Raw genomic sequence first — 16,118 nt, 5'->3', positions numbered from 1 at the left:
GGCGCCGAGCATGCTCAGCGCACACGGAGCCCGCCGGCCCAGCGCCACCACCGCGGCCTTGATCCGTGTTTCCCCGGCGGGCGGGCTCAAACCGGCAGCGCTGCGTCTCCCAGGGCCGACACCGCCCGTACGTTCTCCCAGGGCCGACACCGCCCGTACGGCAACGGCGACCTGGAGCGGACGAGCCCACCGGAGCCAGGAAACCCGGCCCGGCGTCCGGCTTCTCGGGGAATCCCGGCCACGGCTCCGGCATCGGGAGACCGGGCGACGGAGCGTCGCCGATCAGGCCGGCGACCCCTGGAGAGCGAGCCGGATCGCCATCAGCAACTGCCAGGGCTCACCGGACTCCCAGGAACGGACGATCCCCGCCACCTGCTCGCCCGGCTGGAAGTCATCGAAGCCGTGCGGGCCGAAACATCCGGTCTCCACGAGAACGGCCATGAGCGGGTCGTCGTCGCCGAGCGAGCGGGTGTAGGCCGCCGCGTCGAGCAGGGCGAGCGCCGAGCGGGCGTTGCGGCCCCCGTCGCGGACCTCCACCCGGTCCAGCTTCCGCCTGCCCTCGGCACGCAGATATTCGGCCAGGGATTCGATCCTGCTCATGACCCTCTCCAGATTTCCGCGCTTTAGGTCACGACATCATCACTCATAGTGAAGGGGAAGTGTGGGATCTTCCCCAAGTCGAGCCGGACAGGCCCCCCGGAAACTTTTCCGAAAAGAGCATGCAGGATCATAAATGCGTCGATTCCGCCGACCGAAAGGTGTTCACGTGAGTGCCTTCGACGACCTGCTGGCCGCCAACAAGGAGTTCTCCACCACCTTCACCGACGCCGCCCTGACCGGTAAGGCAGCACGCGGCCTGGCAGTAGTCACCTGCATGGACTCCCGGATCGATCCGCTGGGGGTGTTCGGTCTGAAAGCCGGTGACGCCAAGATCCTGCGCAACGCCGGCGCCCGGGTGACCGACGACGTGTTACGGACACTCGTGCTGGCGGTCTACCTCCTGGGGGTGAACCGGGTGCTGGTCATGCCGCACACCGACTGCGGCATGTCGAAAAGCACCGACGACGACGTGCACAAGCTCGCCGCACAGCACGGCGTCGATACTCGGAGCCTGGACTTCCACACCGTCCCCGACCAGGATGCCGCCCTGCGCCATGATCTGACCCGCATCAGGACCAGCCCGTTCCTCCCGCCGAACCTGGCCGTCGGGGGCGCCATCTATGACGTGCGCACCGGCAAGCTCATGCCGGTCGAGGTGTAGCGCCCCGCCCGTCGCGGGGCGGGTGCACCGGAGAGCCCGCTGAACCCGGGCGCCGGCCCCGGCCCGCGACCGGACCGGCCACACCGCCGTGGTCCGATGACAGGACCGGCCACACCCGCCGGTCCGGTGACGGGACGGGCCACACCGCCGTGGTCCGATAACAGGACCGGCCACACCACCGGTCCGGCGACGGGACAGGCCGGCCGTCGCCCGCTGACCGGAGCGGCGACACCACGGGACGTCGCGACCGCAGGCGTCGTCCCGGCCCGGCGGCTGCCGCCCGCAGGGCCGGCTCAGCCGGTGGCGGCTGCCGTACGGCTCAGCCGTCGATGCGGACGCGCCGTACCGGCAGGGCGCGTCCGTGAACGGTTGGGCGGGCGTCAGCACGGGCCGTGAAGACCTCCGGCCGAACGGTGAAGACGGTGTCTCCACCACATCCGGAGGCCTTCGTGCCGATCAAGCCCAGCTGTCGACAACGCCCGTGGTCGATACAGCTAGGCGTCGATGTGGTCGCGGTCGACCTCGGCCGCGCTGCCCACGATGAACTCCCGGCGGGGGGCCACATCGCTGCCCATCAGGAGATCGAAGATGCCCTCGGCCGCCTCGACGTCCTCGATCCTGACCCGGCGCAGGGTCCGGTGACGGGGTTCCATGGTCGTCTCGGCCAGCTGGTCGGCGTCCATCTCCCCCAGACCCTTGTAGCGCTGCACAGGGTCCTTCCAGCGCTTGCCACGACGCTCCAGGTCGCGCAGGACCCGGTGCAGCTCGGCGTCGGAGTAGCAGTAGACGTATTTGCTCTGACCGCGACCGGGGTTGGTGACCTCGATCCGGTGCAGCGGCGGGACGGCGGCGAAGACGCGACCGGCCGCGACCATCGGCCTCATGTAGCGGTGGAACAGGGTGAGCAGCAGGCAGCGGATGTGCGCGCCGTCCACATCGGCGTCGGCCATCAGGATGACCTTGCCGTAGCGTGCGGCCTCGATGTCGAACGAGCGGCCCGAGCCCGCGCCGATGACCTGGATGATCGCAGCGCACTCGGTGTTCTTGAGCATGTCGGCGACGGACGCCTTCTGCACGTTCAGGATCTTGCCGCGGATCGGCAACAGCGCCTGGAACTCCGAGTCACGCGCCGCGCGGGCGGTGCCCAGCGCCGAGTCGCCTTCGACGATGAACAGCTCGCTGCGGTCCACGTCGTCGCTGCGGCAGTCGACCAGCTTGGCGGGGAGCGCGGAGTTCTCCAGGGCGGTCTTGCGCCGCTGGTTGTCGCGATGCTCGCGGGCGGCGATGCGGGCCTTGGCCGCTGCGACGATCTTCTCCAGGGCCGCCCGCAACTGCGGCTTGAGCGCGCGCGAGGGGTTGGTGAACAGCTCCTTGAGCTCACGGGAGACGACGTGGGAGACGATCCGGGAGGCGGCCGAGGTGCCCAGCACCTCCTTGGTCTGCCCTTCGAACTGCGGCTCGGGCACCCGGACGGTCACCACTGCGGTGAGGCCCTCCAGGATGTCCTCCCGGGTGACCGGGGCGTCGCCGTTCTTCAGCAGGCGGGTCTCGCGCAGCTGCTCGTTGAGCGTGCGGACCAGGGCGCGCTCGAAGCCGTTGACGTGGGTGCCCCCCTTGGGGGTGGCGATCACGTTGACGAAGGACCGGACAGTGGTGTCGTAGCCCTTGCCCCAGCGCAGCGCGACGTCCACGGTGAGCTCGCGCTGGACCTCGGTGGGGGTCATGTGCCCCAGGTCGTCGAGGACCGGAACGGTCTCGTGGAAGTGGCCGACGCCCTGCAGTCGCAGCACCTGGCAGACGCCCTCGTCGCGGGCGAGGAACTCGGTGAACTCCGAGATCCCGCCGTCGAAGTGGAACTCCTCCTCGACGGCCTCCTCGCCCCGGCTGTCGCGCACGGCCAGGGTGAGGCCGGGGACCAGGAAGGCGGTCTGGCGGAGGCGGACGTGGATCTCGTCGAGAGAGACCTCGGCCTCGGGCAGGAAGATCTGGTGGTCCACCCAGAAGCGGACGCGGGTGCCGGTGACCTTGCGGGCGAGCTTGCCGCCGTCGCGCAGACCGGACTTCTTCTTGAACTTGGCGGTGGGCCCGTCGCCGTCGAAGACGCCGGGAACACCCCTGCGGAAGCTGATCTCGTGGATCTGGCCGTCGCGGTCGACCTCGACGTCCAGCCGGGAGGACAGGGCGTTGACCACGGAGGCGCCGACTCCGTGCAGGCCGCCCGAGGCGCCGTAGGAGCCGCCGCCGAACTTCCCGCCCGCGTGCAGCTTGGTGTAGACGAGCTCGACTCCGGCCAGGCCGCTCTTGGGCTCGACGTCGACCGGGATGCCACGGCCGTTGTCACGCACCTCGATGGATCCGTCGGCGTGCAGCTCGACCTCGATGCGGTCGCAGTAGCCGGCCAGGGCCTCGTCGACCCCGTTGTCCACGATCTCCCAGAGGCAGTGCATGAGACCGCGACTGTCAGTCGACCCGATGTACATGCCCGGGCGCTTGCGGACGGCTTCGAGACCCTCCAGAACCGACAGATGACGGGCTGTATAACCCGCCTCCACGCTAACTGCGGTCACACCCACTCCCACTCTGCTCGAACACGTGTGCGCAGCCTACCGTCCTTCCCGGCGCGGCGTGTACAAGCTTGCCATCAGGTAGCCAACAGTGTTACTTCCGGCGTGCTCGCCGTTACTTTCGGACACTTTCCGCTCTCGGCGTAGCGGGGGGTCGGTTGGGAACGTTCGCATCGGGTTAGATGTTCTCTCAAGTGACTGACGCCAGATCCTCCACAAGGGGATGACCTGAAAGGCGATACGTGACTGGAACCCTCGCCCCCGCCAAGCAGCTGACGGCCACGGACCGCTGTGACCGGTGTGGCGCCCAGGCCTACATCCGCGCAACCCTGCCCGTAGGTGGGGAGCTGCTTTTCTGCGCCCACCACGGGCGGCAGCACGTAGCTGTGCTGAGAGCCAAGGGCGCCGACATCCAGGACGAGTCGGCACGCCTCAGCGACACCCCTGCAACCGCGAACAATGACGAACGGTAGGAATCACCGGACCCGGTAGTGATATCGGCCCGACACCGTGAAGCCCTGTTGCTCGTAGAGCGACCGGGCCGCGGCGTTCGATTCCACCACGACCAAATATGCCTTCCGTGTGCCCTGCTCCCGCGCATGTGAGAGCAGGGCACGCAATATCTCTCGCCCATGGCCCCGGCGCCGCGCGTGCGGCAGCACCGCCATGGAGTAGATCCCGAACCATTCTCCCTGCTTGACGCCCCGCCCGACGGCCTGGCGTCCCAGCGAGACGTATACGGCGGGCACACCGGTGAGGATCCGCGCGGCCGTCGCCAAGCCCTCGTCACCGAATCTCCCGTCCACGCTCCACCAGGTGTCCAGCCATGCCTGTGACGGCGTCCGCGCGAACTCGACCCCTGCCGCGGCCGGTACGGCGCGCGCCAGCGGCGCCGTCATCACCAGTGTGGGGTCCACCATCCGATAATCACGCGCCCGCAGCGCCTCGTCCAGCCCGGGAGTCGCACCTCCGCTCACGGAGAACACGCACGGCAGCCCCCGATCGGCGTAGAACTTCTCGGCCTCGGCGATGGCCGCGTCCAGATCCTCCGGCTCCCCCAGCGGCAGCACCGAATTGGCCCGCTTGGTCACCCCGTCCATGGCGCGCAGCACCCATCCTCCGGTGTCCACCCGGTCGACGGCAGGCCATGCCTGGTCGACAAGACGGGCGAAGACCTCATCGTTCACGGCCGTGGATCCGTTCATGGCCGTGGAGCCTAGTCCCCGTCCGCCGCACTACGCTCGGTGACTGTGCTGATTCTGCTGCCGCCGTCGGAGGGAAAGGCCGAGCTGGGCAACGGCCCCGCTCTTGAGCTGTCCCGGCTGAGTTTCCCGTCCCTGAACACCTCCCGGGAGGTCGTCCTGGAGGCGCTCGTCGCGCTCTGCGCGAGATCCGGGGCGCAGAGCGTGCTCGGACTGTCGCAGGGACAGCTTGGCGAGATCGGCAAGAACCGGGATCTGCGGGGGGCTCCCACCCTGACGGCCGCCGAGCTCTACACCGGGGTGCTCTACGACCACCTCGGCCTGGCCTCGCTGTCTTCCGGGGCGGCCGGGCGCGCCGCGGAGAGCCTTGTGATCTTCTCCGGCCTCTGGGGCCTGCTGCGGATCGGCGACCGGGTGCCGCCGTACCGCCTGTCCATGGGTGTGAAGCTGCCGCCGCTGGGCGGGCTGGGCGCCTACTGGCGCCGATCCGTCACCCCGGTTCTCGACGCCGAACCCGGCCTGGTGGTGGACATGCGCTCCAGCACCTACGCGACGGCCTGGCAGCCCGGCGGCCGGGCCGTGGCCGTACGGGTGCTCAAGGACGGCAAGGTCGTCAGCCACATGGCCAAGGCCACCCGGGGAGTGATCGCCCGTTCCCTGCTGGAGGGAGACTGCGACCCGCAGACTCCGGAGGAGCTGGTCAAGGTCCTCGACAGCCTCGGCCACACCGTAACCCTCGGCCGGCCCCCCGCGGGCAGGCGGTCGTGGACCCTCGACGTCACGGTGTGACCCGCGACCACGTCATGGCATCCGTCACGGTGTGACCCGCGACCACGTCGCGGCATCCGGCAGGCCCCCGCCGGCCGCGTCGCGACATGGCGCGGGACAGCGTCGGACGTCACGTCCGGCCGGGAGCCCGGCCTCTCCCCCTCCAACGACGCAGGGCCCGCGCCGGATGGCACGGGCCCTCGCCGGAAGAGACCTCAGTCCAGGTAGTCGCGCAGGACCTGGGACCGGGACGGGTGGCGGAGCTTGGACATGGTCTTGGACTCGATCTGCCGGATGCGCTCGCGCGTCACCCCGTAGACCTTGCCGATCTCGTCCAGCGTCTTCGGCTGACCGTCGGTGAGACCGAAACGCATCGAGACCACGCCCGCCTCACGCTCGGACAAGGTGTCCAGAACGGAGTGGAGCTGCTCCTGCAGGAGCGTGAAACTGACCGCGTCGGCCGGGACGATCGCCTCGGAGTCCTCGATGAGGTCACCGAACTCGCTGTCGCCCTCCTCACCCAGCGGGGTGTGCAGGGAGATCGGCTCACGGCCGTACTTCTGGACCTCGACGACCTTCTCAGGGGTCATGTCGAGCTCGCGGGCCAACTCCTCGGGAGTGGGCTCACGGCCGAGGTCCTGCAGCATCTGCCGCTGGACCCGGGCGAGCTTGTTGATCACTTCGACCATGTGGACCGGGATGCGGATGGTCCGCGCCTGGTCGGCCATGGCGCGGGTGATCGCCTGCCGGATCCACCACGTGGCGTAGGTGGAGAACTTGTAGCCCTTGGTGTAGTCGAACTTCTCGACCGCACGGATCAGGCCCAGGTTGCCCTCCTGGATCAGGTCCAGGAAGAGCATGCCGCGGCCGGTGTAGCGCTTGGCCAGCGAGACCACCAGACGGAGGTTGGCCTCCAGCAGGTGGTTCTTGGCCCGGCGACCGTCCTCGGCGATCCATTCGAGTTCGGCGCGGACGTCCACCGGAAGCTTGTCCCCGTCGGTACCGAGCTGCTCCTCGGCGAACAGACCCGCCTCGATGCGCTTGGCGAGCTCGACCTCCTGCTCGGCGTTGAGCAGGGGGACCTTGCCGATCTGCTTGAGGTAGTCCTTGACCGGGTCGGCCGTGGCGCCGGCGGCGGCGACCTGCGGCACGGGAGCGTCGTCGTCGTCGTCGGAGAGAATGAGGACCTCGTCCTCGTTCTGCTCGACGGCCTCGACCTTCGGCTCTTCTTCGGTCTCGGTCTCGGCCTCGACTTCGACCTCGACTTCCGTCTCGACCTCCGCCTCGAGGTCGAAGTCCTCGATCTCGACGTCGTCCTCGAGCTCGATGACCTCGTCGTCCTCGCCGCCGGCCGTCTTGGGCTTGGGCTCGGACTTGGCCGCGAGTGCGGGCCCCTCGGGTCCGGCCTTCTTCGGCGGCGGTCCGGGGATCGGCTTCTTGGCAGCCGGGGCGACCTTCTTGGCGGGAGCCGTCGGCTTCTTGGCCGCGGGCGCGGACTCGGAGCCGCCGACGACCGCGGTGACGGTCTCCGGCTGCTCCTTGGCCGCCGCGGCGGTCTTGGTCTTTTTGACTGTGGCGGGAGCGGCGGGGGTACGGCGCTTGGTCGAAGTCCGAGACTTCTTGGGAGCCGCGGAGTCCTCAGCAGTCAGTCGTACGGTGATGCCCTCTTTGCTGAGGCTGCGCAGGATTCCAGCGACCTGCGCCATCGGAATGTCCGCTTCCTCGACGGCCTTGCGGACATCCTCGGACTCGAGGAACCCCTGCGAGCGCCCCCGCTCCATCAGCTGCTGAATGACGGGCTCGTTCAGCTCGGATGGCTTCGAGCGAGTCGAACTTGCAGGCGACACGAACACCTCTCGAAGGAAAGCGTGACGAGAATGGACCCAGATGCCCACTAGGGGCAGATACCTCTAGTTGTCATGATGAACGAGGCCGCGAACCGCGACGCACCTGTCCAGCATTGTGGCACGACACCGTGATCCATACGGCCGCCTCCTGGCGGTTGCCCTCCACCCTAGGCCGACCAAGAGAGTAGTGCGTACGGAAGCGAGGCACCGATACCCGAAAGCAACCGTTATGACTGTTTCATTCAGTCACTCTTCGTGGCCGGAGGAACGTGAATCGCCAGCACCGTGACGTCATCATCCTGCTCATACCCCGACAGCATCCGATCCACAAGGAAATCCAGCAACATATGCGGACTTCCCACGACTTCAGGCGGCGCTTCGGTCACAACAGAGCAAAGTTCGGCAAGTCCGGCATCCAGCCCACGCTTCCGGTTCTCCACCAGACCATCCGAATAAAGGACAGCGGTGTGCCCCGGCGGGACACAGAACCGGAACTGCCTGCGGCTCGTCGGCCAGCCGAGCGGGGTGCCCGGCTCGCCGTCGCACAGCAGCGGCATGCCCTGCGGTGAGACCAGCAGGGGCGGCGGGTGACCGGCCAGGGCCAGCGTGCCCTCTCCCGTGCCGGGTTCGACGACCATGTAGGCGAGGGTGGTGACCTGCTCTTCCTCCTCCGTGGCCTCGAAGACCCGGTCCAGACCGGTGAGGACCGCCGCGGGCGGCGGGTTGGTCAGCGCCAGGGCACGCATGGCGTTGCGGATGCGGCCCATGCCGGCCGCGGCCTTGACGCCCTTGCCCATGACGTCGCCGACCACCGCGGCGACCCGGCCGTCCTGCAGCACGAACGCGTCGTACCAGTCTCCGCCGACCTGCACGTGGCGGCTGCCCGAACGGAAGCGCTGGGCCAGCACCAGGCCGCGCACCACCGGCAGGCGATCGGGCAGGAGGCTGCGCTGGAGCGTCTCGGCGGTGCGGTGCTCGCGCTCGAACAGGGTGGCGCGCTCCACGGCCAGGGCGCACTGCCCGGCGAGCGCCTCCAGGAACACGCCGTCTTCCTGGGAGATCTTCTGCGGGCGGGTGAAGGAGAACCTCAGCGCGCCGAGCGCGCGTCCCGCGGCCAGCAGCGGCAGGCCCACCCAGGCCCGCTCGTCGCTGTGGTCGATGAAACCGGTGACGGTCTCGTCGTCGCCCCCGGCGTCCACGAGCTGGGAGCGCAGGCTGTCGGGCGATTCGGCGAAGACCGGACGGCGGCTGTTGACCGCCATGGTCATCACGCTGGAGTGCGACAGCGGGATCTCCTCGCCGGGCGCACCGGGAACATCGGGGATGCCGCCGCTGTTGACCAGCTTCAGCGCGGCCCGCTCGACGTCGAGCAGGGCCACCGCCGAGCGGTCGGCCGCCAGCGCCGTACGGCCCACGTCGATGATGACCTGGACGACCTGCTCGACGGTGAGCGCCTCGGCGAGCTGCGCCGTGGCGCCCTGCAGCCGCGCCGTACGCAGGGCGGCCGCGCCGAGCTGGTCGGTGAGCCGGCCGCGCATCTCCTCGGCCTCACGCTGGGGGGTGACGTCGGTGTTGGCGCCCACCCACTCGACCACCCGGCCGTGGCGAATGATCGGGACCGCGCGCACCTCGAAGTGGCGGTAACCGCTGGCCCGGGTGCGGACCCGGTAGTTCCACTCGAACATGGTCCGGCCGCGCAGCGCCTCGCGCCAAGCCTCCTCCGCGTGCGGCCGGTCGTCGGGATGGACGGCCTCCAGCCAGCCGTGGGCGAGGTATTCCTCCAAGCCCTGGCCGGTGATGGCGCGCCACTGCGGCGCGTCCTCCGCCACGGCCCCGGTCGGGGCGGTGATCCACACGAGCTGGGACTGGGCCTCGACCAGCGAGCGGTAGCGCTCCTCGCTGCGCCGCAGGTCCTCCTCGACCTGCCTGCTCTCGGTGATGTCCACGCCGACCAGGCAGACCGCGCGGAGCTCGCTCTTGTCGTCGTGGATCGGGGAGAACGTCAGCGACCAGTGACGGGTCTGCCCGTCGGCGGTGCGCACCCGGATCCGCTGGTCCGCCTCGGCCCCGGTCCCTTCGACGACGCCGCGGACCGACCCCTCCACCAGCGCGGTGAGGTCGGCGGAGAGCAGCTCGCCCGGGGCCCGGCCGACCAGGCGCTCGACGGGGAGACCGACCACGTCGGCGAAGACCTCGTCGACCCGCTGGAAGCGGCCGTCGGGGTCGAAGAACGCGAAGGCGAACGGCGACTGCGACAACAGGCCCTGCAACAGGCCGGGGTCTGAGATGTCCACACCCGACTCCCGGGGACGGGGCACGGAGGTTTCGGCGCTCATGGTCGGCACCTCCGTCGCGTGCCAGGGTCTCCCACGAGGCACATCTCCAAACTTGCGAATTGGCGTAGCGCAGCTCCGGGGGACCGGATCCTGCAGTACATCATCGGCGATGGGTGCGTGCGGACGGAAGCCCTGCCCATGATGCGGTCAGCGCATCCCGCGAACCTCCCGGGTCCGAAGACCGGGGTCTCCACGCTAACGCGCCGGCTCCCCGGCATGGGCGTCGCCCGACCGGCATTGCGCCGATTCCGAATGGTGGTGCCGTCCCCCACCGCGTCCGCCCCCCTCCGGGGGCCGCGGCGGCAGCCGCACCGCGGTGCGATCGGCCCGGTTCCGGACTCTTCCGACTGCTTCGCGTCCTCACCCCCACCGACCTGCGCCGACCTGGGCTTGACGCCGCTCCCACTGCCCTCCCGGAACGTCGGCGTGATCATCGCCGACGCCTTCGAACGTATGCGGCCAGGACCCTAGCAGGATCAAGCCGGACCGTCCCGACAACTGCCCACCTCGTCTCCTTCAGCGTCCTAAGCAAGATCAGGCTACTGACTCGTTGGCGATTTGGCTGCCCCTTCGGGAACACTCGTTTACTCCCGGGTCGACAAATCGAGTCAGGGTTGGGGTCAGCTTCGCATGTCACCCATCCAAGGGTTGACACGCACGGGATAAGTTGTGGAATGAGAACGCACGTCCCCGCCGTCCATCCGGGGTGATGCCCCCCGGAAACCCGGAGGAATGCGACGCCCATGCCCGCTCTCGCGATCCGCTTCACCGGCGGCACAACGACGTTCCAGGACCCGGTGAGCGCCCGTCTGGCCGCCGAGTTCCTCACCGTCCCGCTCGGCACCGTGGCACGGTGCGTGGCCGACGTACGGGCCTGCGCCGAGCATCTGAGGGTCGACGCGACGCCCGAGGTGATCGAACGTGTCGCCCGCGAGCATCTGCTCGCCCTCGTGAACTCCGCGCCGCCACCGCGAAGTCCCCGGTAACATCGGGATCACCGGGCCGTGTTCCACGCTCCGTTTGGCCCGGGAATGCGAGAAGGTTGGGACGTGAGCGAGCGAAGCGAGCGAGCCAATCAGCGCGGCGGCACTGGGCTCATCCGGCCGACGGAGGAGGCTGCTTGAGCCGGCGACACCGTCGAGATCCCCGAGAGAGCCAGTCCCCGGACGAGGTGTTCTCCGAGATGTTGCTGGCTGCTCGCGAGCTGCTGGCCGTACGCAGTCCGCTGGACGCCGAACTCATGGTCTCCGACATGGTCGGAGCCTGGTGGGGGCGGCGCCTGCGGCGCGGGGACGCCGAGCAGGTCCTCGGCGAGGGGCTGGTCGACTACGCGGCCAAGGCGGGGTCTCCGGCCGCGCTGACCCTGCTGATCGCCCTGGCCTATCTCGGCACGGCCCGCCAGGCGGCCAAGGCCGAGGGCGCGGCGCTGGCGCTCATCGAGCGCGACGTGGCCAGGCCCCGCTGGGCCGACCGGCTGGGCGCGGTCAAGCCGACCGGGTGCTTCGTCTCCCGCGACGCCTACGGCGACCAGGACACCGTGGTGTGCACCTTCGCCTACCGGGGCGCCGACAGCGGCGAGGACCGGCACGCGCTGGTCGTGGTCGTCGACTACAACATGCGGGGGATCGCCCGCGACGCCTGGGTCTCCTCACACGTGGAGAAGCTCCTGGAGCAGGCCGCGGCCGAGGCCGAGGCCAACCCGATGCTCAGGTTCGAGGAGATCGAGCCGCAGCAGGCCAGAGCGCTGCTCGAATCCGCCATGAAGGCCACCGTGGAGTACGGCCACCGCAGGAGGACCGCGCCGGTCAGCGACAGCTACAGCGCCTACCACGCCTTCGCCCGGTCCCGGATCAAGGCGCTGCCGCCCGGCCGCAAGCGCCCGGCGCCGCTGCACAGCGAGGCCCCCTACAGCCGTGACCGGCGGGCGATGCTGGCCGCCGAGTTCCTCTCCTCGGACGCGGCCGAACACCTGTCGGACCCCTCGGCGGCCTCGCGCTGCGCCGACCACATCATCGACTACGGCTGCGACCAGGATTTCGGCCGCCCGCTACGGGTGAGCCCGACCAAGTGTGAGACGTTCCTGCTCGACTGGCTGCCGCGCAAGGTCCTGCTCAGCCCGGCCGAGCAGGAGGCCGTGCCGTACGTGCTGGGGGCCTGGGCGCGCTTCGCCGCGCGCCGGACCGGGCTGGCGGACGAGGGCCTGCGCGCCACGCTCGACGGGATCTGGGAGACGACGGCCAGGTTCGCCGAGACCTACCGCGACCCGACGACCTTCGGCCTCGACCACGACCTGCTGGACCGGCTGCTGCCGGACGGCGACCTGTCGGCGCTGGCCCGGCGGGTGTTCGCGTTCCCGTTCCTGCAGGGCACGCACGGCGAGGTCAAGCTCGACCTGCTGAACCCGGCCGACGAGACCGACCGGCGGGTGCTGCTGGGCATCGACCACGGGGGCGAGCTCAACCGGCCGGACTACGACGAGCACCTCGCGTGGCATGAGGAGATCGCCGGCCGGCTCTGGGAGGGCGATCCTCCGCAGCTCTGGGAGGCCGCCCAGCGGCTGCTGGATCTCGGCCACGACCGGCACGACGTGCTGCACGTGCTGATCGAGATCGCCGAGCGGATCGGCGACGACCCCGAGGAGCTGGCCATCGCCCTCGACGACATCGCTGACATTCCCGACGAGCCTCCGGTGTAGGTGAGCCATGGTGATCGACCTCAACGCCGACCTCGGTGAGGGCTTCGGCATCTGGCGGCTGGGCGACGACATGGCCCTGCTCGACGTGGTGACCAGCGCGAACATCGCCTGTGGGTTCCACGCGGGCGACCCGCTGACCATCCGCCGCACCTGCGCGGCCGCGGTGGACCGGGGGGTGATGATCGGCGCCCAGGTGTCCTACCGGGACCTGGCCGGATTCGGGCGGCGCGAGATGGAGGTGGATCCGGAGGAGCTCTGCGCCGAGGTGCTCTACCAGCTCGCGGCGGTGGACGGGATCGCCAGGGCGATGGGCGGCCGGGTCTCCTACGTCAAGCCGCACGGCGCGCTCTACAACCGGATCTGCCGCGACCCCGAGCAGGCCGACGCGGTCGTGGAGGCCGTGGCCGACTACGACCGCGACCTGCCGCTGCTCACCCTGCCCGGTTCGGCCGTCCACGAGATCGCCGCCCGGGAAGGCGTCGCCACCGTCACGGAGGCTTTCGCCGACCGCGCCTACACCCCGGCCGGAACCCTGCTCCCCCGCCGCTCCCCCGGCGCGGTGCTGCACGACCCCGCCGCGGTCGCGGCCCGGGCCGTGCGCATGGCGACCGCCCGCACGGTGACCGCGGTGGACGGTTCCCAGGTCCCGGTGGACGCGCGCTCGATCTGCGTGCACGGCGACACCCCGGACGCCGTACTGCTGGCGCGGGCCGTCCGCGACGGCCTGGTCGCCGCCGGGGTGACCCTGAAGGCCTTCACTTGACGTCCGGGATCCGCCGGGCCGGAGAAGACTCGCTGCTGGTGGAGACCGGGTCGCTGGAGATCTCCCACCGGCTGGACGCCCTCCTGCGGGCCGACCGCCCGGCCGGGGTGGTCGAGATCGTGCCCGGCCCGGAGACCGTCCTGGTCACCGCGCCGGGCGCCGACCTCTCCGGGCTCCGCTCCCTGCTCTCCCACCTGCTGGGTACGGCACGCGACCTGGGCGCCGGCGCCTCCATGGCCGAAAGGTCCGTGACGGTCCCGGTGGTCTACGACGGCGCCGACCTCGACGACGTGGCCGCCCTGAGCGGGCTGTCCGCCGAGGAGGTGGTCGAGCGGCACACCCGGCGGGAGCTCGTGGTGGGATGGCTCGGCTTCGCGCCGGGGTTCGCCTACCTCACCGGGCTGGACCCGGCGCTGCACGTGCCCCGGCTGCCCACCCCCCGGACCGCGGTGCCCGCCGGCGCGGTGGCGATCGCCGGCCCCTACTCGGCGGTCTATCCCTCAGCCTCGCCGGGAGGCTGGCGGCTGCTCGGGCACTCCCTCATGGCGGTGTGGGACGTGACCGCCGACCCGCCCGCCGTCCTGACGCCGGGCACGCGGGTGCGTTTCCGGGCGGTCGCGGGATGACCTGTCCTCCTCCCCGGGCCGTCCCGTGATCGAGGTGCTCGTGCCGGGGCCGTACGCCACCGTGCAGGATCTCGGCCGGCCCGGCTACGGCCATCTCGGCGTCCCCCGGTCCGGTGCCGCCGACGCGCCGAGCCTGCGGCTGGCCAACCGCCTGGTCGGCAACCCGGAGGGTGCCGCCGGAATCGAGCTGACCTTCGGCGGGGCCTGCCTGCGGTTCACCTCCGGAGCCTGGGCCGCCGTCACCGGAGCCCCCTGCCCCGTCGAGCTCCGGACCGCCGGGCCCCCGGGCGGTCCGGGCTCTCGGGTCAGGGCCGTGGGACCGTACGCGCCCGTCTGGGTCCCGGCGGGAGGCGAGCTCCGGGTCGGGACGCCGCCGGCCGGCCTGCGGACCTATGTCGCGGTCCGGGGCGGTGTCGACACGCCCCTCGTCATGGGGAGCCGCTCGACCGACTCCCTCTCCGGCCTCGGCCCTCCCCCGCTCCGTCCCGGCACCGTCCTGCCCGTCGGGCCGACCGGCGCGCTGTCCCCCATCACCGTGGACGCGGCGCCGCCCACCGCGCCTGCGCCGGAGGTGCTGCGGATCCTGCCGGGCCCCCGTGACGACTGGTTCGTCCCCGGCGCGCTGGCGGCCCTGTGCGCCGGGCCGTACCAGGTGAGTCAGGACAGCAACCGGGTCGGCGTGCGGCTGGACGGCGCCCGCCTGGAACGCGCCCGCGACGGGGAGCTGCCCAGCGAGGGCATGGTCGCCGGAGCTCTCCAGGTGCCGCCGGACGGCCTGCCGATCGTGTTCCTCGCCGACCATCCGCCGACGGGCGGCTACCCGGTCATCGCCGTCCTCGTCTCGGCGGACCTCGCCGGAGCCGCGCAGCTCCGCCCCGGGGACCGGGTCCGCTTCCGCCTCGGCCCGGGGTCCGAGGCGTCGCTCTAGGGCAGGAGCGCGGCGACCCGCCGGGCCTCGGCGGCCAGGGCGTCGGCGGGGACGTCTTCCAGGAGGTCGAAGGCGAGCTCGCCGTTCTTCGCCTCCCAGACCCCGGCCACCCTGCCCCGGTGGACCACGACGGGGGAGATCCAGCCGGCGGCCCGGCTCACCCTGGGCCTGGCCTCCTTGGGCAGGAGCGGTTCGAGGTCGCGGGGGGCGGCGAGGATGTACTGGTCGAAGCCGGGCAGCAGATGGACCCCGGTGGAGGGCGTGGTCGCGGCCAGGTCGTCGAGGTGCTCGGCGAGCAGGACCATCGGCCGGCCCTCCACCTCGACCTCCGCCAGCTCGGGGGCGAGGTCGCGGAACCAGCCGCGCAGGATCGCCTTGCGGGCGGCGCCCCGGTAGAGCCAGGCGTCGAAGGTCTCCGGCGTGCCGGGACCATGGGCGCCGAGGAAGGACCGGACCAGGCGCATGCCGCCCTCCTCCGCCGACAGCGGCTCGGCCGGCCAGCCGGGCACCCAGTCGCGGGGGCTGACGAAGGTCACGCGGCCGTCGCGCGGCGGGCCGTAGCAGAGCTCGCCGAGGAAGCTCAGCGGCTTGAGCAGGGCGCCCCAGCCGGAGGTGAGCGCCTCCCGCAGATGGGCGTCGCCGGTGACCTCGATGACCCCCTCCACCAGCTCCTCCCGGGTGAGGGTGCGGCCGTCGAGCGCCTTGGGCACCGCGTCGAGGATGGCGGCGACCTCGGCGGCGGTGACGCCATGACCGCGCTGCCAGGACCCCTTGTCCCAGTTTCGGAACGCGCCCAGGACCGCGGTGTAGGAGGGCAGCTCATCGGCGGGGACCAGGTGCAGGGTGCCGCGCGCCGTCCAGGTCTTGACCAGGGTGCGCTCCCGCCACAGGGCCCCGTCGATCTCGCCGGGGCGCGGGTCCGCCTGCCGTACGGCCACCGCCAGCTCCGCCGAGGAGGCCACCTGGGCCTGGACCCCGGTGAGCCGCCGGACGACCGACACCGCGTCAGGGCCGGTCACCGGATCGACGAACTGGCGCTTCAACCGCCATGCGAGCACCTGGGGCCAGGTCAGTGAGATCGTCATGGACTATCTCCTACACCACCGCTCCGACAGAGGACGTGCCCTC

The 16,118-nt window shown here is 70.9% G+C and carries 14 protein-coding genes; 8 read left to right on the top strand and 6 right to left on the bottom strand.

What is annotated here, in order from left to right:
• Positions 1–282: 282 nt before the first annotated feature.
• Positions 283–600, bottom strand: coding sequence for a hypothetical protein (locus BM085_RS31855; protein ID WP_093890533.1), 318 nt, complete (start codon positions 598–600; stop codon positions 283–285).
• Between the two features lie 133 nt (positions 601–733).
• Here BM085_RS31855 and BM085_RS31850 point away from each other — a divergent pair, with 133 nt between their 5' ends.
• Entirely contained in the window at positions 734–1,261 is a 528-nt protein-coding gene (locus BM085_RS31850; RefSeq protein ID WP_177245373.1) for a beta-class carbonic anhydrase, read from the top strand.
• 494 nt (positions 1,262–1,755) lie between these two features.
• Here the strand turns inward: BM085_RS31850 and BM085_RS31845 are convergent, their stop codons facing one another.
• The gene (locus BM085_RS31845; RefSeq protein WP_177245372.1) at positions 1,756–3,828 is read right to left on the bottom strand and encodes a DNA gyrase/topoisomerase IV subunit B; all 2,073 of its coding nucleotides are present in this window, start codon (positions 3,826–3,828) and stop codon (positions 1,756–1,758) included.
• Between the two features lie 239 nt (positions 3,829–4,067).
• On the opposite strand from BM085_RS31845, the gene BM085_RS46335 reads away from it, so the two are divergent.
• On the top strand, positions 4,068–4,298 hold the full coding sequence (locus BM085_RS46335; RefSeq protein ID WP_012893512.1) for a DUF7455 domain-containing protein: 231 nt from the start codon (positions 4,068–4,070) through the stop codon (positions 4,296–4,298).
• A gap of 3 nt (positions 4,299–4,301) precedes the next feature.
• Here the strand turns inward: BM085_RS46335 and BM085_RS31835 are convergent, their stop codons facing one another.
• Complete coding sequence (locus tag BM085_RS31835) at positions 4,302–5,030, bottom strand: GNAT family N-acetyltransferase (RefSeq protein ID WP_245789821.1); 729 nt, start codon at positions 5,028–5,030, stop codon at positions 4,302–4,304.
• 45 nt (positions 5,031–5,075) lie between these two features.
• On the opposite strand from BM085_RS31835, the gene BM085_RS31830 reads away from it, so the two are divergent.
• Entirely contained in the window at positions 5,076–5,816 is a 741-nt protein-coding gene (locus BM085_RS31830) for a YaaA family protein (protein ID WP_093890576.1), read from the top strand.
• Positions 5,817–6,010: 194 nt separating this feature from the next.
• Here BM085_RS31830 and BM085_RS31825 read toward each other — a convergent pair whose 3' ends face one another.
• Entirely contained in the window at positions 6,011–7,642 is a 1,632-nt protein-coding gene (locus BM085_RS31825; RefSeq protein WP_093890575.1) for an RNA polymerase sigma factor, read from the bottom strand.
• Positions 7,643–7,884: 242 nt separating this feature from the next.
• Positions 7,885–9,978 (bottom strand): SpoIIE family protein phosphatase, encoded by a 2,094-nt coding sequence (locus BM085_RS31820; protein WP_093890530.1) that lies wholly within the window; start codon positions 9,976–9,978, stop codon positions 7,885–7,887.
• A gap of 743 nt (positions 9,979–10,721) precedes the next feature.
• Between BM085_RS31820 and BM085_RS31815 the strand changes: the two genes are divergently transcribed.
• The 5 genes from BM085_RS31815 to BM085_RS31795 all read left to right on the top strand — a co-directional run bounded on the left by BM085_RS31815 (position 10,722) and on the right by BM085_RS31795 (position 14,990).
• Entirely contained in the window at positions 10,722–10,964 is a 243-nt protein-coding gene (locus BM085_RS31815) for a hypothetical protein (protein ID WP_031165123.1), read from the top strand.
• A 197-nt stretch (positions 10,965–11,161) separates the two neighbouring features.
• Entirely contained in the window at positions 11,162–12,673 is a 1,512-nt protein-coding gene (locus tag BM085_RS31810) for a hypothetical protein (protein WP_177245377.1), read from the top strand.
• A gap of 7 nt (positions 12,674–12,680) precedes the next feature.
• Positions 12,681–13,436 (top strand): LamB/YcsF family protein, encoded by a 756-nt coding sequence (locus BM085_RS31805; RefSeq protein WP_093890528.1) that lies wholly within the window; start codon positions 12,681–12,683, stop codon positions 13,434–13,436.
• Positions 13,433–14,062: a 5-oxoprolinase subunit B family protein gene (locus BM085_RS31800; protein ID WP_093890527.1), complete on the top strand. Its 630-nt coding sequence runs from the start codon at positions 13,433–13,435 to the stop codon at positions 14,060–14,062. The genes BM085_RS31805 and BM085_RS31800 overlap by 4 nt, the downstream gene beginning before the upstream one ends.
• 25 nt (positions 14,063–14,087) lie before the next feature.
• The gene (locus tag BM085_RS31795; protein ID WP_093890526.1) at positions 14,088–14,990 is read left to right on the top strand and encodes a 5-oxoprolinase subunit C family protein; all 903 of its coding nucleotides are present in this window, start codon (positions 14,088–14,090) and stop codon (positions 14,988–14,990) included.
• On the opposite strand, the gene BM085_RS31790 is transcribed toward BM085_RS31795, so the two are convergent.
• Complete coding sequence (locus BM085_RS31790) at positions 14,987–16,075, bottom strand: winged helix DNA-binding domain-containing protein (RefSeq protein ID WP_093890525.1); 1,089 nt, start codon at positions 16,073–16,075, stop codon at positions 14,987–14,989. The two genes, BM085_RS31795 and BM085_RS31790, sit on opposite strands and share 4 nt — an antisense overlap.
• Positions 16,076–16,118 lie beyond the last annotated feature (43 nt).

This window comes from Streptosporangium canum (assembly GCF_900113865.1).
Taxonomy (GTDB): Bacteria; Actinomycetota; Actinomycetes; order Streptosporangiales; family Streptosporangiaceae; genus Streptosporangium; species Streptosporangium canum.
This window is presented reverse-complemented; position numbering and strand designations above follow the sequence as displayed.

Excerpts from the sequence above, each read along its gene's own strand:
- BM085_RS31855 (WP_093890533.1), bottom strand. The coding sequence starts at position 600 with ATGAGCAGGATCGAATCCCTGGCCGAATATCTGCGTGCCGAGGGCAGG.
- BM085_RS31850 (WP_177245373.1), top strand. The coding sequence starts at position 734 with ATGCGTCGATTCCGCCGACCGAAAGGTGTTCACGTGAGTGCCTTCGAC.
- BM085_RS31835 (WP_245789821.1), bottom strand. The coding sequence starts at position 5,030 with ATGAACGGATCCACGGCCGTGAACGATGAGGTCTTCGCCCGTCTTGTC.
- BM085_RS31820 (WP_093890530.1), bottom strand. The coding sequence starts at position 9,978 with ATGAGCGCCGAAACCTCCGTGCCCCGTCCCCGGGAGTCGGGTGTGGAC.
- BM085_RS31815 (WP_031165123.1), top strand. The coding sequence starts at position 10,722 with ATGCCCGCTCTCGCGATCCGCTTCACCGGCGGCACAACGACGTTCCAG.
- BM085_RS31810 (WP_177245377.1), top strand. The coding sequence starts at position 11,162 with ATGTTGCTGGCTGCTCGCGAGCTGCTGGCCGTACGCAGTCCGCTGGAC.
- BM085_RS31805 (WP_093890528.1), top strand. The coding sequence starts at position 12,681 with ATGGTGATCGACCTCAACGCCGACCTCGGTGAGGGCTTCGGCATCTGG.
- BM085_RS31790 (WP_093890525.1), bottom strand. The coding sequence starts at position 16,075 with ATGACGATCTCACTGACCTGGCCCCAGGTGCTCGCATGGCGGTTGAAG.